Genomic DNA, 25,729 nt, shown 5'->3' on the forward strand with positions numbered 1-25,729 from the left:
GGCGGGGCCAGTTCTTTCAGGACGGGCTGCCGCTCTCCCTCGTCAGCCCAATGTTTTTGCCAGGAGTGCGATGGCGGTGTCTTCTCCCGGCAGGGTGATTTCGCCCAAAGCTTTAAAGCCGAGCTTTCCCAGCAGCGCCATAGAGCGTGTGTTGTCCGGCTGTGCAATCGCATCGATTCTATTCAGTGCCAGGTTTTGGTGTCCGTGCTCAAGCACCGCCACACTGGCTTCCACCGCATAGCCCCTTCCGCGATATTCGGGCAGGAAGGCGAATCCGAGATCGGGATTCTCCAGCCCCTCGCGCCGCAGCAGGCCGCAGGTGCCGATCGGTGTGCTGTCCTTTAGCACCAGCCACAAACCCATACCATGTGCGCGATACATCGCTCGCGGTCCATCGTTAATGTAGCGACGGGCGTCCTCCAGGTTTCTGACGTTACGATCGCCGATGTAACGGACAAAGTCCGGGTCATTCAATAACCGTAAAATAAACGTCGCGTCCTCGGGCAGGATTTCCCGGATACGGAGATGTTGGGTATGGAGTTCGAACACAGTAGCGCCCAGTCTTCCTTCGACAGGCTGTTATTGTGCGGGTTGGAAACGAGATTGGCGAGGCCCGTGAGGCCAGAGGAATGGGGTAACCCGCCCCTTCAGGGGCGGGTGTGGGACGCAATAATCAGAAACGATAGCTTACACTGACGGCGCCGGTTTCCGCGGTTGGACGCGAAGTGTAGTCGGCGCTGATGGTGATAGCATTGGCTGCCTGCCAGCGCAGGCCAACCATGGCACCCATGCCGTCTTCAAACAGACCGATGCCCGCGCTGTCGTAGCTTGGCATCGCGTTCATATTCCCTTCCATCGACTTCACGCCGACTTCGAGGCTGTCCGTTTCACTTCCGGTGGTGTCCTCATACCATACCTGTCCATAAGCGCTCACACTGCTCCAGCTCTTGCTGCCGAAAGCACCCAGGCGCATGGTGGTATAGCGACGCTCCTGATCACCAAAGTTCATACCCAGTGGGTCGCGCTCGATACCGGCGCCATCCACATAGGTAAAGCCCGCGAGGGATTCTTCGGTATACCCATCAACGTCCATGCTTGCGCGGGTGACGCCGGCGAAGGGACCAAAGCTCTTGTCGCCCTCTGTCAGGTTGATACCCGCGGTAATGTCCAGGGACAGGTTTTCACCGCTGGTGCTGCCTTCCATGTTCGCGTTGAAGCTGTTGCCGAGCTCGATTGCACGATTGACCTGGTCGTAGTCCACATCAGTGATCGTCGCGCTGGCATCCACGAAGAATACGTCGTGGTGGAAACGGCCGAACACACTGTAGTTGGTTGAGGTGGACTCGATATTGGCCAGCTCACTGTCCGCATCCAGATCGGCACGGCTCAGGGCGAAACCCAGCTCCACATTACTGCGCAGTGCGTAGGTCGCACCGATCACGCTGTTGGTGCTGTTGCCAGTAGCCGTGGGCGCGAAGCTATTGTTGTAGTCGCTATCGCCGAATACTCCACTGACAAACACGCCGGTCTGTGCATCGCGGTAGCGCTTGCCGAGCTGGTCACCCTGCAGGGTGTTGGTGTGGGTGCGGGACGCCTGCAGACCGATATCCGGTAGCTGTCCGGCTACCTGGGCGGCCGTCACTACCGACGTGTAGTAATCCGCGAGCGCTTCCTGGGCGGCCTGGGTGGGGTGTACCGCATCGTTGAACAGCAGCTGGCTGTCATCCGGTGCGGAGCCATTGATGCCGTAGACCGGGTGCTCGATACAACCGCCGCTGCCGTCGTAGCAGAAAGCGGATTGGTCAAATTCAGTGGAGAAGCCCAGGGTACCGGCATTGGCCAGGGTCACCTTGAGCATGCCCCACTGGTCCACCATCAAAACGCCATCGATGTCTCTGGCGCTGGCAAGCAGAGCCTGGTTGAAGGCTTCTGCGCCCTCATTGGCGATCGACAGGGTGCCCTGTACCGCCGCGGCCAATTGGGCGTCAGCTTCTTCCTGAGTGACGAAGCCCCCTGCGACGGCATCGGCAAGTTGCGCGGCCTCGGGGCTGCTCATCACCGCCTGTAACACGGCGGCATACATACCCGGCGTGTTGCTGATGTCCGGTACGTTGGACAGCAGGATGTAGTTGGCACCGGCGCTGGACAGTGCGCCTGCGCTGTCAGCCAGCATGGTTGCGGCAACACCAATATTGGCGCCGAACTGTTGCGTATCGATCTGGCCGGCTACGACAGCACTGAAGCCGCCAAGCAGGTCATTACCGCCACCGTTTACCCAGTAGAGGGCGTTCGGGTCGGCCATGCCGCTGGTGGTTTCCAGATAGCCGAGGCCGAGGGGGTGGGGGTTACCGGTAATACCGGAGTCGGCGACAATCATGCCCGGCGCTGCATCAATTTGTGCCTGCAGGCCGTCGGCCTGGGCGCGATAAGCGGCCGCGGTTGCCGGGTCGCCCGCTGCTTCAAACTGATCCGCCGCCGCATTCAGCTCTGCTACCACTGCCGGTCCCTGCAGGAGCAAACCGAGCAAGTCGAGGTCAGCGTAGAGACCGGTGCTGGTTTCACGCGTTGGATCGGGCAGCAATGCGCTGACAAAGTTATGTGCACTGGGGTCAAAGGTGAGACCGTTATTGGCAAGGTATTCAAAGTAGCCACGGGTACCGAGGATGTTCAAGAGGACATCGGCTGATCGATGTCCACCAACCGCCCAGCCGCTGCCAACATTGGGCAGGGCGGACAGGACCTGGCTCTCGGCGGAAGCGAGCAATTCTGCTTCAGACAGTGTGGGGTCGACCTCCGGCAGGCACAGGTTCAGGCCGGCGCAGGAAGGGGTGACCGGGCCCATGCCCAGTTGCTGTGAGAGAATGCTGATTGCGGCCTGTTTATTGTCCCCGCTGGTAAATACGCCGGCGTTACCAACATCGGTCAGGCTGTCTCCGAAAGCGACGACCTGTGAAAATGGGGATTCGGCGTTAACGCTGCCGGAAAGGGAGGCGAGCGCAATGGCTGCCGCAAGACTGCGCTTGGCAATGGGCATGTGTTTCTCCTATCGCGGATATGGTCACGCAAAGACAAGCCGGGTGGGAGAGGGCCCACAGTTGGGCTGGCAAAGCGTGTTTTTATTGTTTTGTACGATCCTGTTATTCAGGATTCACCCCGATAGTAAAGGAACAGGCGCCGGGATAATATGCGGTTTCAACACTAAATGTGTCTGATCGGTCACGGCTGGCGCATAGATCACTTTTATCGGTTGGATAAGGTGTCAAAATCGCGTGTTTAGGCTCATAGAATGGGCGTGGATTGCCATCGGTGTCAGCGCTCGAATCGTAGAAAGTGGATATGTTGAAAGTCACCAATAGTCTCTCAATTGACCTTGCCGAAATCACCCTGAATGCCGTGCGCGCGCAGGGGGCCGGGGGGCAGAACGTCAACAAGGTGGCCACCGCGATCCACCTGCGTTTCGATATTCCCGGTTCTTCATTGCCGGATGAGGTGAAACAGAAGCTGCTCACCCGCGGAGATCAGCGGATTTCTTCTGAAGGTGTGGTGGTGATCAAAGCACAGCGGTTCCGTACTCAGGAAAAAAACCGCGCAGATGCGCTGGAACGGTTGGCCGAACTCATCGCCAGTGCGTGCCAGCGCCGCAAGCGTAGAGTCGCTACCAAGCCCGGGCGTGCCGCACGGGAGCGGCGCCTCAACGCGAAAAGCCATCGCGGTAAAATCAAATCCATGCGCGGCAAGGTCAAGGAGTAAACATGGGGCCAGAAAACTCTCAGGCAGTGTTGCGCTACCGCGCCGATGATCTCCTCTCGTTGGCAACCGCACTCTTTCGTCGCGTTGGCCTCTCTGACGAGCGGTCGCGCCGGATGGCAGACGTATTCCTGCAGGCGGATCTGCTCGGGTACAGTACCCATGGCTTGAATCGTGTATCGAGCAACCTGCGCTGGCTGGAGCAGGGCGAGACCCGTGCTGATGGAGAGCCGAAAGTCCTGGCGGATACGGGTAGCTGCCTCAACTGGGATGCCAACTTTCTGCCGGGCCCGGTTGTGGTCTCCCAGGCGGTTGGCGTGTTGTTGCAGCGCGCGCGGCAGCATGGGGTGGCGACGGCGGTGATTCGCAGGAGTCAGCACATCGCATGCCTCGCTGCTTATTTGCCGGCAGTCGTTGAGGCAGGTTTTGTCGGTATCCTGAGTTGCTCCACACCGGCGGAAAATACGGTATCCCCTCACGGAAGTCGCGATCCCTTATTGTCGGCCAACCCAATCGCTTTTTGCGCACCCGCAGAAGACTATCCGCTGTTATTTGATATCAGTATGTCAGTCATCGCTGGCGGGTATGTGGCACGAGCGAAGCGGGAAGGGGAGTCTCTGCCGGGGGACTACTTGCGCGATCGCGATGGGCAGCTCACAAATGATCCTGCGGTGTTCGATGAGGGGGGCAGTATCTTGCCCGTAGGCGGTGCGGATCATGGATATAAAGGGGCTGCCCTCGGCGCAATGATCGAGGTGCTGTCCATGGCGCTCGGCGGTTATGGTCGGGCGGATGCGGCGGCCGCCGGCGATGACGAAGCCAATTCTGTCTTCCTGCAGATCATTGATCCCGCGGCGTTTGGCGCACGCGGGGATTTTTTACGGCAGACGCGCGCGCTGTGCCACCTTTGGGAAAATTGCCGGGGTATGGAGGGCGCGGTCCGGGTGCCTGGCCAGGGGGCGTGGGCGCGCCGTACTGAACAACTGCAACAGGGGGTATCGCTTTATCCGACCATTATGGAAGATATCCTGCCGTGGGCGGAAAAGCTCGGGGTGCCTGTCCCTATGCCGATTGCAGAATAAGGAGTTCTGTTCATGCCATACATTCTGATTGTCGTTGCGGTGTTGCTATTGATTCTGGGCCCCTCCCTGTGGATCAAGTTCGTGATGTGGCGTCATTCAGGGCAGCGAGAGGAAATGCCCGGCACAGGGGGGGAGTTGGCAAACCACCTGATCGAGCGCTTTGCATTGCCGGATGTCACGGTTGTGGAAGGACAGCCGGGACAGGACCACTACAATCCCGCTACACGGGTCGTGTCACTCAGTCCTGATGTTTATCATCGCAAGTCATTGACTGCGGTGGCTGTTGCCGCCCACGAAGTGGGCCATGCCATTCAGTTCAGCCGCGAAGAACCCGTCAGCAAGTTACGCGATAAGTATTTGTCCAGGGTGTTTTCGGTAAAACGTGCCGGAACGGTAATCCTGACTGTGTTGCCCCTGCTGGCAGTGATATTGAAGTCGCCGATGATTTTTCCGGTGATGATTGGTATCGGCGTATTGACGATGCTTGCCTCCACGGCGATGTATGCGGCGATTTTGCCTGAAGAGTTTGATGCGAGCTTTAACAAGGCGCTGCCCATTCTGGCGGAGGGCTATATACCGGGCGAACATATGCCCGCAGTGCGTCAGGTCCTGCGAGCTGCCGCGCTGACGTATGTCGCGGCGGCACTGGTCGATGTGCTGCGCCTGTGGCGTTGGCTGAGGTTTATCCGCTGAACCGTACCCGTCTCCTTGACAGACGGCGGCCCAGTGCTGACTGGAAGGGCCTGGTGCGGGGATGGGCGATGCCCAACTGGTCAGGCTTTAGTCGCGTTCGTGCACAGGCCGTGCAAATGATAAACTCGCCGCAACTACACAGGTTGATCGTCCGGATGATAGGTTATGGATAAGGCGCGTATAGAGCAGATTATGGGGCGGGCAGAGGAGCGCTGCCGTCTGAATGCCGTGCGCTTTACCGACAAGAGGAAAACTATCCTCAAGGTAATGCTGCAGTCTTCCAATCCGCTTTCGGCTTATGAAATCGCCGATCACTATCGGGAGTTGGCGGGTGAGCCTATTCAGGTGATGTCCGTCTACCGGATGCTCGAATTCCTGATCGAGAATGCGCTCGCGCATAAACTCGTTTCTGCCAACAAATATGTTCCCTGTGCACACATTGCCTGCCGCCACGAGCACGAGACGCCGCAGTTCCTGATCTGTGAACGATGTGGTTCGGTGAAAGAAATCGCTGTGAGTAGCGAGGTGGTTGATTCACTAAAACTGGGCGCGCAGCAGGCAGGGTGGAAGATGCTCAGCCCTACGCTCGAACTGCCCTGTGTTTGTGACCGTTGTTCAGCCTGAACCAAAATCTGGATGTAATCTGAGTAATAAAAAGGGCACGCTGGAGGCCAGCGTGCCCTTTGTTCTATGTTAACGCACCGAACCCGGTTCGCTCACATAGACGACAACTTTTAGTTGCTGTACCAGTATGCATCCAGAGTGAAGCCACTGGCGCCATTGCGGGTTGCTTTAGTACCGATATGCCAGGTGCCCGCTGCGGGGTTGCTGATGGTACAGGATTCCGCGTTGCCGCCACCAGTATCACGGCAGTCCCACTGTCCATTGGTTGGGTTTGCTCCCAGGCGCACGTATAGGTTGACGTTGCCACTACCACCGGAAGTAGAAATTTCCAGACTGGTAGCACCCGCCGGTACATCGATGGTGTAGTACTCCCAGGCCCTGGATGACAGGTTCAAACCTGTCAGGGTGAAGCCATCGCTGGTAGGGCCACCGCTGCCATCGGACACGGTCACAGACTGGGTGTCGCTGTCGCTCGCGCCGTCGTCGTCGGTAACTGTCAGGGTGACAGAGTAGGTGCCTGCAGCTCCGTAGCTGTAGGTTGGGTTGGTATCGGTTGAGCTACTGCCGTCGCCGAAGTCCCAATTGCGGCTGACGATGCTGCCGTCGCTGTCGCTACTGCTATCTGTGAAGGTCACGAACAGGTCCGATGCGTTAAAGCTAAAGCCCGCAGTCGGTGCCTGGTTGGTCGGTGTGCCGCCTCCGCCAACCGCATCGATTGCTGCACTGGCATCGATGATGCCCGCACCACATCCACCGGTACAGGCGCCGGGTAATGCGCGTGCGGTGGATTTCAGTGCGCTCTCAACTTGCGCAGGCGTTACGCTGCCGTTGGCGGCATACATCAGCGCAGCGACACCGGCAACGTGCGGTGCGGCCATGGAGGTACCCTGGTAATAAACGTAGGATTCCAGACCCGGGCCCGCGGTGCCGTCGTTCAGCGTTGATGCCACCCCATGGGTCGCATCGTAGGCGACATCACCACCAGGTGCGCTCACATCCACGGTTGCACCGTAGTTGGAGTAATAGGAGCGCGCGCCGAAGCGTTCGGTTGCAGCAACTGAAATCACATTGTCACAGCTTGCCGGGCGATAACCTGATGCATCCGCATCGCTATTACCAGCACTCACAACAACCGTTGCGCCATTGGCTACTGCGGTGTTGATGGCGGTTTGGTAAGTCGAGTCACAAGCGCCGCTGCCACCGAGGCTCATATTGATAACCTGCGCGGGGTTTGCGTTAACGGGAACACCTGAGACGTTGCCGCCGGAGGCCCATACGATGCCATCGGCAATATCAGACAGGTAGCCACCGCACTTGCCAAGCACACGCACGGGTACGACCTTCGAATTGAAGGCGACACCTGCGACCCCTTTGTTGTTATCAGTAACCGCCGCCACAGTGCCTGCTACGTGCGTACCGTGCCAGCTGCTCGTCTGATCCTGCGGCGGATTGAACAGCCCACATTCGTTGCGAGCCACGGCGTCACCCGGGTCGGAGGGATCTGCATCGCGGCCGTCACCGTCATTGGAGACAAAGGTGTCGTCAATAAAATCGTAGCCAGGCAGAATGTTGGCATCGAGATCGGAGTGGTAGACATAGCCAGTATCCAGAACGGCTACGGTTACACCGGTACCGGTCTGCTTGTCCCATGCGGCGGGCAGGTTAATACCACCGGTAGCTTCATAGTAATGCCACTGTGCGTTGTAGTAGGTGTCGTTTGGCGTGAACATCGGCACCATGAATGCATCTTCCTCAACGGAAAGTACATTCGGGTCAGCTTCCAGTGAGGCCTGCAATTTTTTCAGCTGGCCCGGGGCCATACGCTTTTCCAGACGAAATACCTGGCGATCTGCAAAGGCAGTGCCACGAAGGTGACCCATCTTGGCACCGCCGCGGTTGGAAAGTGCACTTGCTTGTGATTGCCAGTTACGTGCCTGGTTGTCCTTATAGCGGACGATTAGACGCTGGGGCACATTGGAAAAGTCCGCATCGGCGGATACTTGAGCAATGGCCGGCGAGTGATTGCCGAGAAGCCCCAGCGATGTGACAGCCGCGACCGCGGCAAAGGTAGACCCCTTTAGAATGGATTTCATTCTTATTGTTCTCCCAAAAACGGATGATGGTGTGGGTAGTGTGGTGCGTTGCGGCGATCTGCTGTTGGCAGGGCTGCGTGGCACCACGAAAAATTTGCGCCGATGACTGGAAGCCGGTCAGGCTGCGAGTAACGGAGTGCCACAAATCCGGCGGTGATAAATCTGCCGTCAATTGACTGTAATCCACAGACCAGTCTTCAAAGGGAGACGTTTGTCACGGGATCTGGATGATTTTCCTGTCGTAACAGTGTGTAAGGGGCTTTTGACGTCTAGGTGCAGGAAAGACAGTTATTAATCGGATTTTTTGGTACGTGTGTCCCAAACAAAGTTCGCACAGCATCGATGTTGCACGGCCCTTATGTTTGTTATTTGCCGGATCACTTGTGAACTTCTGCGGATGCACGGATACGGCCGGCTAGCCGGCTCGCGGCGATGAAGGCATGGGGCTGGACGCTCGCCTTGGCCGGCTAAATACCGGCAGGCAAGCGCGATTGCAGGAAAAATTTTGTGCTTCAGTTATTGACGCTTTCCAGTTGGAACTGCGTTACCGGGGCATTGTCTGCTGCCAACCGCTCAATAATCTGCCAGCTGGCTCCGTCTGGTCCTGTCAGCAGGAAACTCCGCTCGCCAAATTCGTTATCCTGCTTTTCACTCGGTGTCAGGCCGGCCTGCTGCGCCAGTTGGTGTACCAGGTCCAATCGCGGTGTCCACAGTGAATGCAGAGTAATGCCCAGTTCGCCCGGTCGTTGCCGTTCAGAGCGGTCGTCGGCCTGATGTAATCCTTCCAGGGAAAAGAACTTGAGCTTGCCGCTAATGTCATTGGGCGATACGAACCCCCGGTACCAGTGCGACCGTCCCGGCCCCATCTGGAACACGGCTCTGGGACCGGGTTGCCAGGCACCATCGATAACCGGGTCATTCTCCGGTTTCAGTCCCAATACGTTGGCGTAATAGGCCGTGACCTCTTCCAGCTTACCTTTGACGAAAAAATCGTGATGGGTGAATTCGCTGGTCTGCAGGGGGGCGTCATCGCCAATCGTGCCGTAGCCAGGGATACGGTAGCCGTAGCGTTGATAAAAGACATGGTTGAAGAACTGCCCATAGACACCCATTTCGCGCACGCCTACGCGCCGGTTGCTGATACTGGGTTTTCCTTCTGTTCCGCCATAAAGATCGTCATACACGGGACCGGCGATCAGCCAGGGCTCTCCCGCTTTTTCGCGCAGGTCGTTATAGACATCCGCGATCCGGAAGACATCCCGGGTGCGCATGACGGCCATCCTGGTACCGACAGTTGCCGGAGGCGCAAAGCCGACGCCTGGTCCCAGCGGTTTTTCCCAAACCAGAAGGCGCAACAGGCCATGTGCGTCGATATCCCCGTTTTGTAACCGGTAGCTTTGTAAGGCACTCGGCACCCCGTAGATGCGACTGGCCGCTTCAATGTCCAGTTCGGCCTGCTGGGTGACACGGAAACCAAACTGGGCGAAATAGTCCAATGCCTTTTCGGCATCTTCCACTCCGGCCATTACCTCGTAGACGCCGCTGATTCCGGTGTCCGGCAGCGTGCGCTCGGTCGCGAGTGAGGTGGTGCAGGTTGCCAGGAGCAGGCAGAAGAGAAGAGTGCGCATGTTCGAACCTATGATGCTGCGATGACCGTATGATCATATTGTTATATCTATATAACTTAATCTATAGTAGGGCGCTGATCAGGTAAAGGTATAAGTCGATGTTTCACCAGCGTATCCGCCCGGCCGTCCTCGGCCTGTCTCTGTTATTGGGCCTGCCTGCACTGGCCGGCGAGAGCAATGATGCGCTTGCGCCGAAGAGTCTGGCCAGCGACGCGCTGACCCAGCAGCTGCATACGGTTACGGTCAGTACGGCTTCCCTGGAAGAGAGCCTGCATTTCTATCAGCGTGGGCTGGGGATGGACGTAATCGGTCCGCTAGCGCAAAGCACCGAAGAGAAAGCGGTACAGAAACGTCTGTGGGGCATCGAAGAGGATGTGGACTGGCAAATGTACCTGCTGCGGCGTCCAGCGGCCGAAGGCGCGATTCAGATCCGCTTGCTGGTGCTTGACCGGCCGACCCCTGCGATTCACCGCTCCTGGAGTGCGTTAGAGCTGGGGCCCTTCTCGATGGGCTTCCCGAATATGGATCAGGATGCGCTCGATCAGAAAATTCGCGCGCTGGGTTTCGGTGCCCTCAATGCCATCGAAAAATACGAGGTGCCACGCCCGGATGGCAGCCGTTACGGGATTAACGAGACTATCTTCAACGGCCCGGATTTTGTCCACGGTGTTGGCATCCATCGGGGTGACGGCATGGCGCAGCTGGGGGGGATCGATGCGGAAAGTGGTCTGGGCGGACCGGCATATTCGGCACAGGTCGTTGCGGATTCCGATGCGATGCTCGCTTTCCTGACGGGCGTGCTGGGTCTGGAGTTACGCTCAGATCGGGTATGGAAAAGTGCCGGCACCAAAGGCGCGCTGAATGTGCCCGACGGGACGGTATTCCGTTTTTCCATCGTCTACGCGAAAGGCGCGACCAGCGGACATATGTTGTTTGTGGACTATCAGAATATTGAGCCTGTCGATCCGGGCGTCGAGCCGCGACTGCCCAACCGCGGCATTGGTATGTGGACATTCCCGGTATCCGATCTGGAGCAGGTATTGGCCAAGGCAAAGGAAGCGGGAACACCGGTCATCCATGCGCCGCTGGACTATGAGAGCCCCGCACTCGGTAGCGTACGGGTTGCAACACTACAGGCGCCCAATGGCTTCCCGATAGAGTTGTTCGAGGTGCGGCCATGAAGTATCGCCGTTTACTGTTATCGACATTGTTGGTCTGGTGTTTCTCCCTCCCGATCGCGGCGAAAGAAGACCCGGTCTTGCCGTTTCAGCTGAGTGGCTGGAAAGAGGTGTTGGTCAGTGTGTCCGACTTATCTGCCAGTGTGGCTTTTTTTCAGGAAGTTGGCGGCTGGGAAGTGCGCTACCGCGGTCAGATGAAATCCTCCCAACTTGCGCGCTGGGCACTGCCCGAGCATGTGACTGCCGAAGAAGTGGTGATGGGCAACATCGGTAGTGAAACCGGCTTTGTGCGTCTGGTGCAATTCTCGGGCGTGCCGCAACGGCAGATTCGTTCGAACAGTCAGACCTGGGAGCCAGGCGGTATTCTGGATATCAATCTGCGGGTTGCCGATATGCAGAAAAAGTATGCCGAGATGCAGGCGCTTGGTTGGCAGGGTGCCAATGACCCGGTGCGATTCACGTTCGGACCATTCGAAGTCAGCGAATGGATTACGCGCGGTCCTGACGGATTATCGTTTGCCCTGATCGAACGCCACAAGCCACAGCTCAGCGGCTGGCCGAACTTGCGCGAGTTCAGTCGCGCCTTCAACTCGACGCAGGTAGTGGGCGACATGGAGGCGTCACGGCACTTCTATATGGACCTGCTGGGTTTTGAAAAATACCTGTACCACAAGGGGGCCAGTAGCGGAAACGGGAACAACGTTCTCGGGTTACCGTTTAACCTGGCGCGGGAAGTCGATCGCGAAATCTGGATCCTGCACCCACAGGGCATCAATGAGGGCTCCGTCGAACTCCTGTCCTTCGAGGGGCTGGAAGGCCGTGACTTTGCCGAGCATGTGCGGCCACCCAATTTGGGCATGCTTGCCCTGCAGTTTCCGGTGAACGGTATCGAGGCGCTCGAAGCCCGTTTGCGCGCGGCCGATGTCTCGTTTGCGGTTGATCTGCACACAGGGCTGCTTCCGCCCTATGGCAAAGTGCAGCAGATGACCGCGATTGCCCCCAACGGCACGTGGCTGCAGTTTTATGAAATGCAGACTGCAGATCGCTGATGTTTGAGCAGGGGTTTTGCGAGGCGGTGATCCTGTCCAATGGTGCTGAGACACTGGCTGACAACCTGTGTTTTGCCGCAAATTGGCAGGTGTCGGATCGGGGAATTGCTGAAGAGACTCTGGCGGTCGCGTGGGGCATGGGGCAGAAAAAGCTGCACTGGTGGCTGCTCACTGCACCTGCCAAAGATGCAGCGGCTATCCGGATTTATCAGGCACCCGATGTGCTGCCCGGTCTGAGAAACGGGGCGCATAGCTGGGACAGCGGCGGTATTTTCGATCTGAATTTACGCGTACGGAACATTGACGCGGTGCTTGCCCGATTTCTGGATTGTGGCTGGAAGGCGTTTAGCCAGCCAGTCGAATGGCGATTTGGCAGCAGCCTGGTACGCGAAGTGTTGGTGGAGGGGCCGGACGGTGTGGTATTCGCATTAATCGAGCGTCTCGACCCTCCGCTCGCGGCGAACCTGTTTGGCGAAACCAGCGGTGTCTTCAATTCCTCCCAGGTGGTCGCGGATCTGGAGGCGGCGTGCGCGTTCTACCGTGGGTTGGGGTTCTCGTCAGTGGTGGCGCATCGCGGGCCGTTACCGGGTAACGCAGGCCGGGTACTGGGACTTGCGAGCAACGAATTTGCGGATACTGACGTGGCACTGGAGGTTTTGCATCCGCAGGGAGAAATGGCTGGTTCCGTTGAGCTGGTAACGATTGATAAGCCGGGTAGAGACCTGCGGCAGCAGGTCAGTGGCGAGCATGCTGGCGTAGTGGCATTGCGGTTTCCACTCAAGCCACGGGCGGCGCCGGCAACGCTGCGAGAGTTTGGCCCGTCAGTGCAAATGCAGTTGCCACCCTACGGCGAAGTGACCTTGCACACACTGATATCACCAGACGGTGTGCGGCTGGAATGTTTTGCGATGGCTGCCGGAGAAGAGGTCTAAGTCATGCCTGTATATTTTGCTATCTGCCGGGATAAGCCAGACTCCGCCACGTTGCGTCGCGATTATTTGCAGGCGCACCTGGAGTACATTGAAGCGATTGTGGATCAGGTACGCGTCGCGGGTCCTCTCAGGGAGCCGGGTGAGGAGGGTTACAGCGCGAGTGGCTTTTTCTACTCTGCGAATTCTCTGCGCGAGGCGGAGTCTCTGCTATACGAGGATCCCTACTATCTCGCGGGTCTCTATGAACAGGTTTCCTGGCAGGAATTCATACCCGCAGCTGGAACCTGGATTGGCGGCTTGAGCTGGAAATGACTCAGGGCTCCGGATGCTGCTCTATTGTGGACATTTCGGGCATCAGCACCTCAGCGGTTTTGGCAGCGTTGTAATCCATGACGATAGGCAGGTCGTCGGTGAAAACGCCATCCGCGCCCAATCGTGCAACGACCACGAGATCTTCAGGTCGGTTGACGGTAAAGACATAATTGCGCAACCCGCGGCGGCGCGCGTCTGCCATCAATTCCGCGTCGACAAAATCCAGCGCATAGTGCATCGAATAGGCTTTTAGCGGTTCTGCGCAGGCGGCCAGGTCCAGAGGGATCCCTTCGAGTAAAACTCCCCGTCGAACCTGCGGCAACGCTTGCAGGCACTGAAAGATTTGACGGTGGTCAAAGGAGGAAATCAGGTACTGCTCCCAGGACGCATTGTTGTCGTGGACGAAGGCGGTCAGTTCCCTTATCAGCAATTCCGCGCAATCCGGTCCCTTGATTTCAATATTGAGCTGGCAGTGGTTGTGCACCAGTTCCAGTACTTCGCGCAGGGTGGGAATGGTGCCGCCGCAGGGCAGTAGTTTTTCCCGCAGGGCTTTGGGGCAAAGTTCGGTGATGAGTTCGCTGCCGGCGATCAGCCGGCCCAGGCGACGATCGTGTTGAACCAATAGCTCGCCGCCGACGTTCCATATGTCGACTTCGATACCGTCAACGTCAAACTCCAGTGCATGCGCGATCGCTTGCAAGGTGTTCTCGGTCGCTTTCTCGCGATAGCCGCGATGCGCGAAGCAGAAGAGGGGGCCGGTTGTCTGCATAGTCAACTGACTTAATTAAAAAACCAGTTACAGGCTGCCGTTGAAGTATGACGTGACCATGACGTCCGCACCACTAATTAAGAAACTTTTTACGGAGTCTGGCAGGCTTCTTCCTACTCGCCCGCAAGCGCCCGATAGCGACCGCGATGGAAGACCAGGGGCTCGCCACCGGTCGATTCAAATTCCAGCACCTCTCCCAGCAGGATGGTGTGGTCACCACCCTCGACGGCCTGGTGCAGACGGCAATGGAAGTAAGCCGCACACTCATCCAGCTGCGGGGTCTGGTTGCTGCCCTCATGCCAGCGCACCTGCCCAAACTTGTCGGCGCCACGACCGGCAAACAGGTTGGAGATATGTTGCTGGTCACCCTTGAGGATATGCACCGTGAAGAAGCCATCTTTGGCCGTAAAGGCGTCGTAACCCATGGATTGCTTGTCGATGCTCCACAGGATCAGTGCCGGATCCAGCGACACGGAATTGAAGCTGTTGACCGTCATGCCCACAGGGGCTCCCCCGGCATCACGGGTCGTGACGACGGTAACGCCGGTCGCGAAATGGCCCAGGGTATCGCGGAGAACGCGAGCCAGTTCGGCGGGATTGGAAGCGGGCGCTTTGTGTTGTGAACTCATACTGCGGGCTAAAATCTGTACAAATTTGTGACTGCCGGCAATTCTACGGTAAATAAGTGCCTATTGCGCGTTTTTACACTCAAAAGAGAACTGGCAGGTCAGTAAAGCCCCGCCAGCCAAACTGACGGGGCCGGAAGCAATCAGTCTTTGTCGCGCATCAGTGGAGCGCATTCGCCGGCAAGATCGTCACGGTGCGAGATGCGGTTGCCCGTGAGGGCAAAGCCCAGCAGTTGTCCACCGGCCTCGCGGAACTCAGCGCGCACGCCATCGCTGTCTGCCTGGACCTGCCAGTCGCCGCTGGCGCCTGGCGCGGGCGGGCAGACGGTGGTGGGCCGCAGCGTGGTCTTGACCGCCACTGGCATGGAGCCATATTGCACGGACGTCGGTTCACCGCTCAAAGTGCGGGCCAGCGCACGGGCGCCCTGCATGAGAGGGGCGACAAAGTACAGTTGCAGACCATCCACTTCAGCACAGTCTCCCAGTGCAAAAATGTTGTCGTCACTGGTGCGCAGATAGCGGTCTGTGCAAATGCCCCGTTCGACGCGCAGGCCGGCGGCTTCTGCCAGTAGCGTATTGGCCTGCAGGCCCAGCGCCGCAAGCCCAAGGTCTGCATCGATGATCGTGCCATCGTCCAGTTCGGCGCGAATACCGGTTCCAGTAGAGTCGATACGGACTACAGAGCGGCCGCTATGGAAGCGTGCTCCCGCAGACTCGAGTGCACGCTGCAGGTCGCGTCCGGCCTGTTCTGGCAGTAACGTGGCCAGGGGCCACGCGAGGGGATCGACCACTTCAACGTCGAAACCGGACTGCACAAGGTCATTGGCAAATTCGCATCCGATCAGTCCGGCGCCCAGCAGCAGCACGCGACGGCGATTGATCAGTGCCGTGCGGAATCCATGGTAATCGGACAGGTTGTTGATGCGTTTGATACGCGCCAGGCCGTCTCCGTCGATGGCTGGCAGTGGGCGGCAACTGGCGCCCGTGGCCAGCACCAGCTTGCCGTAGACCAGCGTCGACGCGTGACTGCCATTGTCTGGCACCAGTGTCAGGGTATGGCTGGCCGGGTCGATATCATTGATATGGGTGTGTATATAGATTTCTGCGTGTAGCTCACGCGCCATTTCTTCCGCACTGGCCGTTGCCAGTTGCTGGGCGCTTTTACCATGTGCGAGAGACGCCGACAGCAGCGGTTTGGAATAGTATCCACCGTCATCGCTGGTGATCATGACCAGGGGGGTCTGTTGGTCCAGCTTGCGGAATTCCCGGGCCAGGTTATAGCCCGCGAGGCCAGTGCCGATGATAACCAGCGGGGCCGCTTCGGTGTCGATCGATGGGGTTACTACGGGCTCTTCCGTGGTTTCGGCGCCACCTTCTGACACCAGTACCATGTCGAATTCTTCTTTGCCGACACCACACTGCGGGCAACACCAGTCTTCCGGGATATCTTCCCAGCGAGTGCCGGGCGCGATACCGTCTTCCGGCCACCCTTTGGCCTCGTCGTAGACCCAGCCGCACACCATGCATTCCCAAATACGGGAGGCGGGTGCAGATGGCTGTGCCGGTGCAGAAGTGGTTGGGGTTGGTGTGGGCGCGTCCGCGGCCTGTGTCTGAGGGGACTTTGCCGCCGGGGTGATCTCCAGCATGACAAAATCTTCTTTTGCCGCGCCGCATTCGGGACAGGCCCAGTCGTCGGGTATGTCTTCCCAGCGAGTGCCGGGGGCAATGCCATCGTCAGGCCAACCCCTGGATTCATCATAAATCCAGCCACAAATCTGGCATTCCCACACACGATACGCGTCCATTGACTCCCCTTACACCGGTTGGCGCGAATAAAACGAAGAGGTTTGCGCGTCGATCAGCGCCAGCCGCTCCACCTAGAACGGGGCGCAGTGTAAGGAAATTTGCCCGGCAAGTCTTCGTTATTCGTTGTCGCGCTGGGCAATGCTGGTCAGGGCGCTGTGGTACACCTCGGACAGGTTCTTTGGATCGGAGATATTGATGCCGAGATCGTGAATCAGGCCGTCGCGCAGGCCATAGATCCAGCCGGTAACCGACAGTTCCTGGCCCCGTTGCCAGGCATCGTGAACCACAGTGCTCTGGCAAACGTGTACCACTTGCTCCAGTACGTTCAGTTCGCACAGCAGATCGACACGGTCTTTCTGCTTGAACAGCTCGATCAGGGTGTGGTGTTTGTCGCGGATATCCTGAATGTGGCGCAACCAGTTGTTGATCAGGCCGAGCTGGGTATTTTCCAGGGCCGCCTGAACCCCACCGCAACCGTAATGTCCACAGACGATAATGTGTTTTACCTTGAGTGCCTCGACCGCATACTGGAGTACCGACAGGCAGTTCAGATCGGTGTGCACCACCACATTGGCGACATTGCGGTGAACGAACAGCTCACCGGGCATCAGGCCCACAATCTGGTTGGCCGGCACACGACTGTCGGCGCAGCCAATCCACAGATACTCCGGAGACTGCTGCTCAGATAGCTTCTGGAAGAAATCGGGCCGCTCGGCATTGGTGTTGTCGGACCAATCGCGGTTATTGTTAATGAGTTGTTTGAGCGGGTGCAACGTATCTCCCACGGGCGTCCTTCCAATGTTCTCTGGTTGATCTGTGACCATTTGGTCTGGCAGTCGGGCAGGATACCGGCTTCGCGTTTGCTGGCCAAGACCCCACGTCATTTGGGGAATAAGCTTAAAGTAGACCAGTGCCAACGCGGATAGGTGGATTTGGCCGTCCGCACGGGCATTCTGCCGGGGCCCCGGTGGGCTGGACGTGCCTCCGGGGGGCCCTGCTACACTAGCGCCTTTCCAAGGCCGTATTGCCCCTGATCTATCCAGGTCACGGGCCGGTCAAGCCATAAGGAGGGATTCGGATGGCCAGGCGAATTCATCGCGCGTCCTCGCGGCGTCGCCGCCGTACCTATCACGCAACGCCTGCCTGCCGACACCGCCAGCGTGTTCGCCGGCTGTGGGCCCAGCGTGGCCGATTGCATGCGTACCGACGGATGTTTGCCAATATCGAGACCGTCGAGGGACCGGTGGAGTAGTGTCGGCCTCTTCCCGTGCCTGTTGGGTTAACAAATGACGACTGCATCGAGTAATGAATGAATAGCGAAGTACAGGACTTGCCGGTTGTGTGTCGCCTGGCGGATTACCGGGATCCGCAGCAGGGGCAGGATATCGTGGCCTTGATGGATGAATATGCGCGCGACCCCTACGGCGGGGGTGAACCACTGCCGCAACACACACGCGAGCATCTGGTCGCACGACTGGCCGAAGTACCCGGCGCGTTCAGCGTGCTTGCGTACTCGCAGGGTGCAGAGTCGCGAGCGATTGGTTTGGTCAACTGTTTTACCGGTTTTTCCACCTTCCTGTGTGCGCCGCTGGTCAATATTCATGATGTGGTTGTGAGTGCTTCCATGCGCGGTGCAGGCGTGTGCACCCGTATGTTTGAACGGGTTGCCGAAGAAGCGCGTTCCCGGGGATGTTGCAAGCTCACCCTGGAAGTGCTCGAAGGCAATCATCCCGCCCGGTCGGTTTACCGCAAATGTGGTTTCCGTCCCTACACACTTGACGAAAAAATGGGAGCGGCTGAATTCTGGCAGCGATATCTTTGACGTCCGATCGCACGCCAATTTCGGCGCATAGTTTTTCCCGTGTGTAATACTTTTTACAGGGTTTAGAAAAATCCTGATTCTCCCAGCCAATTTTCCGTGCTGTTTTTCTCAATCGGCCATTTTCGGCACAAGGAGTGCCGGCCGCTTGCCGCCAGGGTGTTCTGGAAGAGCTGCTTTCCCATTGCTGTAAGAAAAATCGCGGACTGACCTGCGCCTTATTGGTGCATGCAGGTGGGGTCTCCTGAGCGCGATATGAACGAATGATGTTCAGGTTATCCACGCGGCGACTGGTATAGCCGTGCCGGTTGTTGCGATTTGAGAGTCAGGCAGTTCCGACCCCAGCTTGTCACAAGGTTGTGCATGCTCAGGACAGGGAGGAAGTCCACATGAAACTCTGTACCACTCTGGCTCAGGGACGTTTTCATTACAGCTGCGACGGTCGAGAGATGCCCGTGCAGGATTTATGGCAGCTGGGTGACGACGCCGATGGCCGCCGCATCCTGTTGAGCCAGCGCCTCGTCGGTGCAGACCGTTTCGGTTTACAGGTCGGTGCGGCCCTGAGTGATGGCATTGTCACAGAATGCCATGTGACCTGGCGGGATGAGGTGGATGAAGTCTCCGCGACCTATCGCCTTGGTGGAGAACATGGGGAGACACCCGTCTATGGCGCTGATATTCACGCCGACTGGTGTGGTCCCAATGGCCCGCAGCAATCGGTGCTGAATGGGCAGGCCCGTCTTTTATTTCCTCTGATGCGTATTTTTATGGGGCCATTGCTCCTCAAGCTCGCCGATCGTGAAGAAGGCATGGAAGTGGTTTCCCCCGACATTGTCGATCCTTCCCAGCGAGGCAAGCTACTCGCACCGCGTGTCAGCCATCGCACTGCGCGCTCAATGTCCGGTGCGGCCGCCCTGAAGCGCGCGCAGGAACTGGGTGAGGATGTGCGCGGCTTTTACTACCAGGGCGACGAAGCAGAACGGGACGCGCATTGTTATGTGGATCCGCGCGGTTTACTGGTGGGGTATGACTGGCCTTCCAGTACTGGCAGGTTGTGGCAAGTGCGTCTGCGCGACCTGGAGTGGGGCGATCAAACCGCCAACCTTTTACTGACCTGATTGAATCATTTCTGAATCTTTTGCGTCCCACCGGGCGCTCCTCTCTCCTGTTGAGAATCAATAGGGCTCTGTAGCCGCCATCCGCGCGGCTCCCCCCTTCGGGGCTGCTAACTTGGATGGGTATGCTCGTTTCGACAGGGAGGAAAAGTCGTGCAGCGTTCCCCTTTGTGTGAATATTTTCCCGCGGTGTTGGGCCTGTTGATTGTCGCCCTGTCGGGGTGCGCGTCCGTACGGCCAGATGTGGCAACACCCGCTGTCGAGTGTGAGCATTGCGTTGGTTCCAGCTCTTACTCTTCCGGGAATGATGCAAACGCCACCGAGGATAGCGGACCGGCGGGCGCATCTGCGGAACAGGAGCGCCCGCGGGTTGATGGCTATTCCCAATCCCCCTTTGTCAGCGACCGGGTGGCCGCTGTCAGAGAGGCGGCTGACAACCGCCTGTCACTGGCCTCACACCGGACGAATTACCTTTTGCCCTTTTCCTACAACGATGAAATGGAAACCGCGCAAGCGGAGTATTTCAGCGAAAATGGTTACAAACCATTGGAAATGCAGTTCCAGCTCTCTGTGCAGGTGCCCGTGTGGAGTAACCCGGTAGGGGAGGGCTCCTTCGTGAGTCTCGCATATACCAATCGCAGTTTCTGGCAAGCCTATAGCCGCTCTGGCCCTTTTCGCGAAAGTATCCATGAACCCGAAATATTACTGACCTGGTTAAGTGACTGGGAGTTATTTGGTTTTCAATGCGTTGTCAGCCAGTTGGGCATCAATCATCAATCCAACGGCCGCGGTGACGAGTACTCGCGAGGATGGAATCGGCTGTTTGCCAACTTTACCTTCGAGCGCGATGCGCTGTTTTTATCGATAAAACCCTGGTACAAGCTGCCGCGTCGACATGGGCGTGAGAATGACCGCGACATTGGCTATTACATGGGGAACTTCCAGCTGGAGACCGGCTACCGCAGTCATGGTTTTGGTTTGACGATGGGCCTGCGAAATAACTTCCGCTCGGATAACCGGGGTGCTTTTGAGCTGAACTTCAGTTTTCCTGTGGGGCAGAGAGTGCGGGGTTTCCTGCGTTACTTTGATGGCTATGGCGAGACGCTGGTGGACTACAACCTGCGTCAGCGCAGCGTTGGCCTTGGGGTAGAACTCGCCCAGGGTTTCTGAGCAGGCCTCCTCCCATTTCTCCTGTTCAGAGTGCCGTGCTATCTTGAACCCATGATGCAGAGGAAGCGCGCGCCGGAGAAAGGCTATGGGATTCGATGACACTTATCGGCTCAGTGCCCATGCGGTGATTACCAACGGAGACAATGAAGTCCTACAGGTTCGGGCAACCTACGCCGATCGGAACTGGGGACTACCCGGCGGCGCGCTTGATGTTGGTGAAACGGTGCATGAAGCGCTGCTGAGGGAATGTCGCGAGGAGCTCGGTTGCGATGTCGCGATCGATTACCTGAGTGGCATTTATTTCCACCGTGTGTATTGTTCCCATGTCTTTATTTTTCGCGCCCATTTTATCGGCGACGACCAAATCCAACTTTCCGAAGAACATTCTGACTACCGCTACTTCCCCCTTGACGCGCTATCCCCTGTGCAGCGTCAGCGGGTTGTGGATTGCCTGGAGTTTAATGGGCAGGTCCACAGTGCCAAGTTTTAGGTTTTCTTGAGCACAATTCTCCCCTCGACTGAAATCCAAGTGTTATCAGTGACTTAGTTAGCCCGTGGGCGAATGAATGCGCCGGTGCGGGCTATGCTGAAAAGAGAGCGTATAAGTGTGGTAACGCAGATGCCCGATCTCGGCAATCTCAGTGAACGCAGTCAGCCACTGGAGTGCCGGGTGGCGCTGGTCAGCAGTGACCGCGAGTTGTCCGAGGGTTGGGTTACGGCGCTGAACAACACCGCGGCGTTGCATGAAAATCCTTACGGCCTGCGCTTTATGGCCGAAGCGCCGGCGCGCGTGGATCGGCTGCTCGAAGAGGAAGACAAACTGCAGGCCCTATTGATCGATGCGGGGGCGGAGCCCCAGGGGCTGGCGGTCGCGGAAGAACTGGCTGACCGTTGCTTCGCCTCGCGTTCGCAAGTCAATACCTTTCTCCTGGCACAGAATTGCGCGCTGACTGACTCCTCCCGACAGCGATTTGATGAACTCTTTAACCGCCGTGAGCGCAATTTCAATCAGGTGTTCCGGCTGGTGCAATCGTTCATCGCACGGCGAGCCTCGACGCCATTTGCAGATACCCTCAAAACCTATGTTTTTAGCGCCCGCGACGCCTGGCACACGCCCGGCCACTCCGGTGGCGACAGTTTGCGCGACAGTCCATGGGTGGGGGATTTTTATCGGTTTATGGGCGAACACGTGTTCAATACCGACCTGTCTGTGTCGGTTCAGGTGCTGGACAGCCTGCTCGAACCGCATTCGGTGATTCAGGAGGCCCAGGACCTCGCTGCACGCACTTTCGGCGCCCGGCAAACCTTCTTCCTGACCAATGGTACGTCCACCGCAAACAAAGTTGTGATCCAGCAAATCCTGGGTGGTGGCGGCAAGATCATTGTGGATCAGGCGTGTCACAAATCCATTCATCATGGCATCGTGATGAACCGCTGCCAGCCAGTCTATCTCCGCTGTGTGCTGCACCCCGAGTTTGGTATTTATGGCCCGGTACGCCGGGCCGATATCGAATGTGCACTCGATGCGCACCGCGACGCACGCTTGCTGGTGCTCACTTCCTGTACCTACGATGGTTTGCGTTACGATCTCAAGCCGATCATTGACTATGCCCATGCGCAGGGCATCAAGGTCCTGGTCGACGAAGCCTGGTATGCCCACGGCTACTTTCATCCATCGCTGCGCCCAACGGCACTGGAGTGTGGTGCCGACTATGTGACTCAAAGTAGCCACAAGATGCTCTCGGCGTTTTCGCAGGCGAGCATGGTCCATGTGCAGGACCCGGACTTCGACGAGTTCCGCTTCCGCGAAAATCTCAATATGCACGCTTCTACCAGCCCGCAGTACGCGATGATCGCGAGCCTCGATGTGGCGCGCAAACAGATGGCGATGGAAGGCTATGGCAGGCTGAAGCAGTGTCTGCAGGTGGTAGAAAAGTTACGCGCCGCCGTGGATGAAACGGAGGTGTTTCGCGCCCTGACCACCGAAGAGCTGACGCCACCTCCGTTGGCGGGTGACGGGATTCGCCTCGATCCGACCAAGCTGACCATCGACCTTTCCCGAAGCGGCTACACCGGAAAGGAAATCCAGATCAAATTGTTTGACCAGTACGGCATCCAGGTTGAAAAAACCACGTATAACACCGTGAGTATCCTGGTCACGCTGGGCAGCACGGAGAGCAAGTTACTGCGTCTGGTGCATGCGCTGAAACAGCTGGCCCTGACCAATCGCCGGCGCCAGCACCTGCCCGCCGCACGCCGGCTGCCAGAATTTACCCGGCTGAGCACCTTACCGGCGGACGCATACTTCGCCCCGGCAGAGGAGTTGCCGCTGATGGACAATGGAATTCTTGCGGAGAAGCATCTCGTGGGACGTATCAGCGCGGATGAAATTGTCCCTTACCCACCGGGGATTCCGGTGCTGGTGCCCGGCCAGGAGATATCGGCGGAAATTGTGCAGTTCCTTCAACAGCTGTTGCAGGGCCAGAATGCCACCGAGATCCATGGCCTGATTTATCGATCCGACGAACCGATGCTCAGGGTGGTGAAGCAGGATATTGCCATGCCGGTGCTATCGCGTGCGGTGCGTCGTCGACCGCCCCGCAAGGCCGCTTCCTGATTGATGGACAATGGACAGTTCATGACTGACGCAGATGCACAACCGATTGGAACTCCGGATATTGTTGTCGTCGCCGGCGCGTCAGGCGGTCTTGCCGCAGCCATTTCCGAAGAAATCAGGTCCCGTCACCCGGCAGCTGCGCTTGTGGGGATCAGCCGGGCCGCTGTGGATAACCCGGTTTTTACTGCAACGTTACAGACGGATCTCGGCGCAGAGGCTTCTATTGCCGAGGTCGGGAGTTTCCTCGCTGCACATCTCACCCAGGCGGGAGAGGCGCGGCCGCAGGCGCTGGGACTCTGGGTTATCAATTGTTGCGGTATCCTGCATGACCAGCAACATGGGCCGGAAAAGGCGATTGGACAGTGTTCCGATGAATGGCTGCTGGAATCCATGCGCGTTAATGTCCTGCCGCATATGCACCTGGCCCGTGCGTTGGCGCCACTGCTCAAAAAGAAGACGAAACTGGCATGGGCGTCATTGTCCGCCAAAGTAGGCAGCATTGAAGACAATGGCCTGGGCGGCTGGTACAGCTATCGGATGAGCAAAGCGGCGCTGAATATGCTGGTCAAAAACCTGTCGATTGAATGGCAGCGCAAGCTCGCAGCATGTGCCGTGTTTGCCATCCACCCGGGAACGACGGATACCGCCCTGTCCAAACCTTTTCAGCAGAATATCGCGGAAGACAAACTCTACAGCCCGCAGTTAAGTGCCGCTCGTATTGTCGACGTGCTCGACACGATGGATACGGCAAGGAATGGCAAGCTGCTTTTCTGGGATGGTTCCATCCTGCCCTGGTAGCGCATCACTCAGCCGCCGAGTGATCTCTGAGGCAGGTCTCGCCTCTCTGAAACCTTTCTATACTTCTGGCGGGCTGTCACGCCCGCTGACTGATTTCCTGTTGAATGTCGCTGAGAGGGCAGCTGGGAGGGGCAGGCGATGCATTGGCTCGATAGTAGTGAATTAGACGACACCGCTTTCCTGTGGAATGGCTTTCGGGCATCTGACACCCTGCTGAGCCGGGATCGCTTTGCGGATTTATGGGTGACAGACGGGGTCCGGTCCGCAACGCGGGTACACTGTGAAGAGACGCTGTCTTCAGAGCCATTTGTGCATTGTCTTCGGCATCGCTACTTTCTTGAACTGCTCGAAGAATTCCTGGTAAGAGAACCTGATGGCGTATTGATAAATCTCGGTGCAGGGTTCACCAATTATGCCCACCTGCTCGATCGGGACATGCCGGTCTGTGAAGTGGATCTGCCGAATATGTCCCGGCATAAACGGCAGAGAATTGAGGATTATCAGAAAAGTGGCAAGCTTCCTCAGAGATCGATTTCGTTCTTGAGTGCGAACCTGTCCTGTGTGGAATCGATCAAGGTGCTTCTGAAACAACTCAGCGTGTGGCTGAATGGAAGACCTTCTTTCGTCTTGATGGAAGGGCTCATTTTCTACCTGCCGCTGACCGCGGTCGTCGCCCTGTTTGCAGGCCTGGGAAAGTTGCAAAAGAATGGCGATCTGATCGCGGCCATGTCTTTCAGGCCGGAGGAATCCCGTAAGGTGGCCTATCAGGAACTGGTGCGCTATTTCAGGAAAGCGTTTTCTGATCCGGACTTTGAACCGACGGCTCTGCCGGTAAACTTTTACCAGACTCTGAACTTCTACAAACTAGTGGAACACAAAAATTACTATGAATTGGCCATGCAGTTTGCTGCGGAGCGGCGTCTCACAGATCCAGCGCAAGTGTTGGAAGAAGACTGCTATCTGCTGCAGCATCACTGACCCGATGGGGTTGAGTGAAGTGGTCTCTTTCCACTGGTCTGCAGTAGGCACGATGGTGAACACAAGTACTCCCGGGAGACCATATGACAGCAAGCAGTAACAGTAATGACTACGGCAGGGTTGCCAAGTGGCTGCACTGGTCGGTTGCCATTTTGTTTCTTTGCTCTTACCTCTCTGTGTATTATCGCCAGTGGTTTACCGAGAAGGAAACACCGGCAAACTGGACTGCTCTGCAGCTGCATTTGTCTGTTGGGATTACCATTGCCGTCCTGGTTTTTCTGCGTGTGTTTTGGCGGCTAACCAATCGATATCCGGCATTGGAGCCGGGCCCGCGATGGCAGCAGGTGGTTACCCACTCCGGTCATTATGCGTTGTATGCCATTATGATCATCATGCCACTTACCGGCTACCTGGGCACAGGTGTCAGTACCGAATACTTTTTCTTATTTGATATTCCAAAATTCGAAGATACCAGGGTATTTGAAAGCGTCGTGCACAACGGAATGGGGATGAGTTTTGAAGAATTTGAAAAGGGGATGGATTATGTCCACAAGAACATTCTGGGTGAGTGGGTCGCCTGGATGTTGATACTGGGTCATTCATCCGCGGCGCTGTATCACCACTATATTGTTGGTGACAGGACCTTGGCCAAGATGACGACCGGTAGCCGTCAAGGGTAGTTTTCAGCATCAG

General features: G+C 57.5%; 25 protein-coding genes. 17 read left to right on the plus strand and 8 right to left on the minus strand.

From position 1 onward, the window contains the following. Nucleotides 1–42: 42 nt before the first annotated feature. On the minus strand, nucleotides 43–549 hold the full coding sequence (locus ACXAD0_RS07275; protein WP_475087708.1) for a GNAT family N-acetyltransferase: 507 nt from the start codon (nucleotides 547–549) through the stop codon (nucleotides 43–45). 124 nt (nucleotides 550–673) lie between these two features. Continuing rightward, nucleotides 674–3,034, minus strand: coding sequence for an autotransporter outer membrane beta-barrel domain-containing protein (locus ACXAD0_RS07280; RefSeq protein ID WP_475087709.1), 2,361 nt, complete (start codon nucleotides 3,032–3,034; stop codon nucleotides 674–676). Between the two features lie 302 nt (nucleotides 3,035–3,336). On the opposite strand from ACXAD0_RS07280, the gene arfB reads away from it, so the two are divergent. The 4 genes from arfB to ACXAD0_RS07300 all read left to right on the plus strand — a co-directional run bounded on the left by arfB (nucleotide 3,337) and on the right by ACXAD0_RS07300 (nucleotide 6,146). Further along, complete coding sequence (arfB, locus tag ACXAD0_RS07285; RefSeq protein ID WP_475087710.1) at nucleotides 3,337–3,750, plus strand: alternative ribosome rescue aminoacyl-tRNA hydrolase ArfB; 414 nt, start codon at nucleotides 3,337–3,339, stop codon at nucleotides 3,748–3,750. A 2-nt stretch (nucleotides 3,751–3,752) separates the two neighbouring features. Next, nucleotides 3,753–4,829 (plus strand): Ldh family oxidoreductase, encoded by a 1,077-nt coding sequence (locus ACXAD0_RS07290; protein ID WP_475087711.1) that lies wholly within the window; start codon nucleotides 3,753–3,755, stop codon nucleotides 4,827–4,829. Nucleotides 4,830–4,841: 12 nt separating this feature from the next. Further along, nucleotides 4,842–5,522 carry a zinc metallopeptidase gene (locus tag ACXAD0_RS07295; RefSeq protein ID WP_475087712.1) on the plus strand — a complete coding sequence of 227 codons (681 nt, stop codon included), beginning with the start codon at nucleotides 4,842–4,844 and terminating at the stop codon, nucleotides 5,520–5,522. 165 nt (nucleotides 5,523–5,687) lie between these two features. After that, on the plus strand, nucleotides 5,688–6,146 hold the full coding sequence (locus ACXAD0_RS07300; protein ID WP_475087713.1) for a Fur family transcriptional regulator: 459 nt from the start codon (nucleotides 5,688–5,690) through the stop codon (nucleotides 6,144–6,146). Between the two features lie 110 nt (nucleotides 6,147–6,256). On the opposite strand, the gene ACXAD0_RS07305 is transcribed toward ACXAD0_RS07300, so the two are convergent. Together ACXAD0_RS07305 and ACXAD0_RS07310 are read right to left on the minus strand one after the other, a co-directional pair. Then, the gene (locus ACXAD0_RS07305) at nucleotides 6,257–8,239 is read right to left on the minus strand and encodes a S8 family serine peptidase (protein WP_475087714.1); all 1,983 of its coding nucleotides are present in this window, start codon (nucleotides 8,237–8,239) and stop codon (nucleotides 6,257–6,259) included. 512 nt (nucleotides 8,240–8,751) lie between these two features. Further along, the gene (locus ACXAD0_RS07310; protein ID WP_475087715.1) at nucleotides 8,752–9,867 is read right to left on the minus strand and encodes a hypothetical protein; all 1,116 of its coding nucleotides are present in this window, start codon (nucleotides 9,865–9,867) and stop codon (nucleotides 8,752–8,754) included. Nucleotides 9,868–9,965: 98 nt separating this feature from the next. Here ACXAD0_RS07310 and ACXAD0_RS07315 point away from each other — a divergent pair, with 98 nt between their 5' ends. Genes ACXAD0_RS07315 through ACXAD0_RS07330 form a run of 4 tightly spaced genes read left to right on the plus strand, consistent with a single transcriptional unit; the run spans nucleotide 9,966 to nucleotide 13,338 of the window. Further along, nucleotides 9,966–11,048: a VOC family protein gene (locus ACXAD0_RS07315; RefSeq protein ID WP_475087716.1), complete on the plus strand. Its 1,083-nt coding sequence runs from the start codon at nucleotides 9,966–9,968 to the stop codon at nucleotides 11,046–11,048. After that, entirely contained in the window at nucleotides 11,045–12,094 is a 1,050-nt protein-coding gene (locus tag ACXAD0_RS07320; RefSeq protein ID WP_475087717.1) for a VOC family protein, read from the plus strand. Before ACXAD0_RS07315 ends, ACXAD0_RS07320 begins: the two co-directional genes overlap by 4 nt. Then, complete coding sequence (locus ACXAD0_RS07325; RefSeq protein WP_475087718.1) at nucleotides 12,094–13,026, plus strand: VOC family protein; 933 nt, start codon at nucleotides 12,094–12,096, stop codon at nucleotides 13,024–13,026. The genes ACXAD0_RS07320 and ACXAD0_RS07325 overlap by 1 nt, the downstream gene beginning before the upstream one ends. Before the next feature lie 3 nt (nucleotides 13,027–13,029). Next, nucleotides 13,030–13,338, plus strand: coding sequence for a YciI family protein (locus ACXAD0_RS07330; RefSeq protein ID WP_475087719.1), 309 nt, complete (start codon nucleotides 13,030–13,032; stop codon nucleotides 13,336–13,338). Between the two features lies 1 nt (nucleotide 13,339). Here ACXAD0_RS07330 and ACXAD0_RS07335 read toward each other — a convergent pair whose 3' ends face one another. The 4 genes from ACXAD0_RS07335 to can form a co-directional block, all read right to left on the minus strand. Continuing rightward, nucleotides 13,340–14,107 carry a glycerophosphodiester phosphodiesterase gene (locus tag ACXAD0_RS07335; protein ID WP_475087720.1) on the minus strand — a complete coding sequence of 256 codons (768 nt, stop codon included), beginning with the start codon at nucleotides 14,105–14,107 and terminating at the stop codon, nucleotides 13,340–13,342. Nucleotides 14,108–14,220: 113 nt separating this feature from the next. After that, nucleotides 14,221–14,736, minus strand: coding sequence for a flavin reductase family protein (locus ACXAD0_RS07340; RefSeq protein ID WP_475087721.1), 516 nt, complete (start codon nucleotides 14,734–14,736; stop codon nucleotides 14,221–14,223). Nucleotides 14,737–14,876: 140 nt separating this feature from the next. Beyond that, nucleotides 14,877–16,538 carry an FAD-dependent oxidoreductase gene (locus ACXAD0_RS07345; protein WP_475087722.1) on the minus strand — a complete coding sequence of 554 codons (1,662 nt, stop codon included), beginning with the start codon at nucleotides 16,536–16,538 and terminating at the stop codon, nucleotides 14,877–14,879. 117 nt (nucleotides 16,539–16,655) lie between these two features. Continuing rightward, nucleotides 16,656–17,312 (minus strand): carbonate dehydratase, encoded by a 657-nt coding sequence (gene can / locus ACXAD0_RS07350; RefSeq protein WP_475090332.1) that lies wholly within the window; start codon nucleotides 17,310–17,312, stop codon nucleotides 16,656–16,658. Between the two features lie 305 nt (nucleotides 17,313–17,617). Between can and ACXAD0_RS07355 the strand changes: the two genes are divergently transcribed. The 9 genes from ACXAD0_RS07355 (at nucleotide 17,618) to ACXAD0_RS07395 (ending at nucleotide 25,716) form a co-directional block, all read left to right on the plus strand. Further along, nucleotides 17,618–17,791 (plus strand): hypothetical protein, encoded by a 174-nt coding sequence (locus tag ACXAD0_RS07355; protein ID WP_475087723.1) that lies wholly within the window; start codon nucleotides 17,618–17,620, stop codon nucleotides 17,789–17,791. Nucleotides 17,792–17,848: 57 nt separating this feature from the next. Further along, nucleotides 17,849–18,361: an N-acetyltransferase family protein gene (locus ACXAD0_RS07360; protein WP_475087724.1), complete on the plus strand. Its 513-nt coding sequence runs from the start codon at nucleotides 17,849–17,851 to the stop codon at nucleotides 18,359–18,361. 386 nt (nucleotides 18,362–18,747) lie between these two features. Continuing rightward, a complete protein-coding gene (locus ACXAD0_RS07365; protein WP_475087725.1) occupies nucleotides 18,748–19,476 on the plus strand; it encodes a hypothetical protein in 729 nt (242 codons plus the stop codon). A 150-nt stretch (nucleotides 19,477–19,626) separates the two neighbouring features. Then, complete coding sequence (locus ACXAD0_RS07370) at nucleotides 19,627–20,643, plus strand: phospholipase A (RefSeq protein ID WP_475087726.1); 1,017 nt, start codon at nucleotides 19,627–19,629, stop codon at nucleotides 20,641–20,643. 85 nt (nucleotides 20,644–20,728) lie between these two features. Continuing rightward, a complete protein-coding gene (locus ACXAD0_RS07375) occupies nucleotides 20,729–21,133 on the plus strand; it encodes an NUDIX hydrolase (RefSeq protein WP_475087727.1) in 405 nt (134 codons plus the stop codon). Between the two features lie 129 nt (nucleotides 21,134–21,262). Continuing rightward, nucleotides 21,263–23,260 carry an aminotransferase class I/II-fold pyridoxal phosphate-dependent enzyme gene (locus tag ACXAD0_RS07380; RefSeq protein WP_475087728.1) on the plus strand — a complete coding sequence of 666 codons (1,998 nt, stop codon included), beginning with the start codon at nucleotides 21,263–21,265 and terminating at the stop codon, nucleotides 23,258–23,260. 21 nt (nucleotides 23,261–23,281) lie between these two features. Then, nucleotides 23,282–24,058 carry an SDR family NAD(P)-dependent oxidoreductase gene (locus tag ACXAD0_RS07385; RefSeq protein WP_475087729.1) on the plus strand — a complete coding sequence of 259 codons (777 nt, stop codon included), beginning with the start codon at nucleotides 23,282–23,284 and terminating at the stop codon, nucleotides 24,056–24,058. A 138-nt stretch (nucleotides 24,059–24,196) separates the two neighbouring features. Next, nucleotides 24,197–25,036, plus strand: coding sequence for a class I SAM-dependent methyltransferase (locus tag ACXAD0_RS07390; RefSeq protein WP_475087730.1), 840 nt, complete (start codon nucleotides 24,197–24,199; stop codon nucleotides 25,034–25,036). An 83-nt stretch (nucleotides 25,037–25,119) separates the two neighbouring features. Then, nucleotides 25,120–25,716, plus strand: coding sequence for a cytochrome b (locus ACXAD0_RS07395; protein ID WP_475087731.1), 597 nt, complete (start codon nucleotides 25,120–25,122; stop codon nucleotides 25,714–25,716). Nucleotides 25,717–25,729: the final 13 nt, after the last annotated feature.

The sequence above is a fragment of the Microbulbifer sp. ABF4_148 genome, from assembly GCF_056158985.1.

Coding starts and splice junctions, on each gene's coding strand:
- ACXAD0_RS07280 (WP_475087709.1), bottom strand. CDS start 3,034: ATGCCCATTGCCAAGCGCAGTCTTGCGGCAGCCATTGCGCTCGCCTCC.
- arfB (WP_475087710.1), top strand. CDS start 3,337: ATGTTGAAAGTCACCAATAGTCTCTCAATTGACCTTGCCGAAATCACC.
- ACXAD0_RS07290 (WP_475087711.1), top strand. CDS start 3,753: ATGGGGCCAGAAAACTCTCAGGCAGTGTTGCGCTACCGCGCCGATGAT.
- ACXAD0_RS07295 (WP_475087712.1), top strand. CDS start 4,842: ATGCCATACATTCTGATTGTCGTTGCGGTGTTGCTATTGATTCTGGGC.
- ACXAD0_RS07300 (WP_475087713.1), top strand. CDS start 5,688: ATGGATAAGGCGCGTATAGAGCAGATTATGGGGCGGGCAGAGGAGCGC.
- ACXAD0_RS07305 (WP_475087714.1), bottom strand. CDS start 8,239: ATGAAATCCATTCTAAAGGGGTCTACCTTTGCCGCGGTCGCGGCTGTC.
- ACXAD0_RS07310 (WP_475087715.1), bottom strand. CDS start 9,867: ATGCGCACTCTTCTCTTCTGCCTGCTCCTGGCAACCTGCACCACCTCA.
- ACXAD0_RS07315 (WP_475087716.1), top strand. CDS start 9,966: ATGTTTCACCAGCGTATCCGCCCGGCCGTCCTCGGCCTGTCTCTGTTA.
- ACXAD0_RS07320 (WP_475087717.1), top strand. CDS start 11,045: ATGAAGTATCGCCGTTTACTGTTATCGACATTGTTGGTCTGGTGTTTC.
- ACXAD0_RS07325 (WP_475087718.1), top strand. CDS start 12,094: ATGTTTGAGCAGGGGTTTTGCGAGGCGGTGATCCTGTCCAATGGTGCT.
- ACXAD0_RS07330 (WP_475087719.1), top strand. CDS start 13,030: ATGCCTGTATATTTTGCTATCTGCCGGGATAAGCCAGACTCCGCCACG.
- ACXAD0_RS07335 (WP_475087720.1), bottom strand. CDS start 14,107: ATGCAGACAACCGGCCCCCTCTTCTGCTTCGCGCATCGCGGCTATCGC.
- ACXAD0_RS07340 (WP_475087721.1), bottom strand. CDS start 14,736: ATGAGTTCACAACACAAAGCGCCCGCTTCCAATCCCGCCGAACTGGCT.
- ACXAD0_RS07345 (WP_475087722.1), bottom strand. CDS start 16,538: ATGGACGCGTATCGTGTGTGGGAATGCCAGATTTGTGGCTGGATTTAT.
- ACXAD0_RS07355 (WP_475087723.1), top strand. CDS start 17,618: ATGGCCAGGCGAATTCATCGCGCGTCCTCGCGGCGTCGCCGCCGTACC.
- ACXAD0_RS07360 (WP_475087724.1), top strand. CDS start 17,849: ATGAATAGCGAAGTACAGGACTTGCCGGTTGTGTGTCGCCTGGCGGAT.
- ACXAD0_RS07365 (WP_475087725.1), top strand. CDS start 18,748: ATGAAACTCTGTACCACTCTGGCTCAGGGACGTTTTCATTACAGCTGC.
- ACXAD0_RS07375 (WP_475087727.1), top strand. CDS start 20,729: ATGGGATTCGATGACACTTATCGGCTCAGTGCCCATGCGGTGATTACC.
- ACXAD0_RS07380 (WP_475087728.1), top strand. CDS start 21,263: ATGCCCGATCTCGGCAATCTCAGTGAACGCAGTCAGCCACTGGAGTGC.
- ACXAD0_RS07385 (WP_475087729.1), top strand. CDS start 23,282: ATGACTGACGCAGATGCACAACCGATTGGAACTCCGGATATTGTTGTC.
- ACXAD0_RS07390 (WP_475087730.1), top strand. CDS start 24,197: ATGCATTGGCTCGATAGTAGTGAATTAGACGACACCGCTTTCCTGTGG.
- ACXAD0_RS07395 (WP_475087731.1), top strand. CDS start 25,120: ATGACAGCAAGCAGTAACAGTAATGACTACGGCAGGGTTGCCAAGTGG.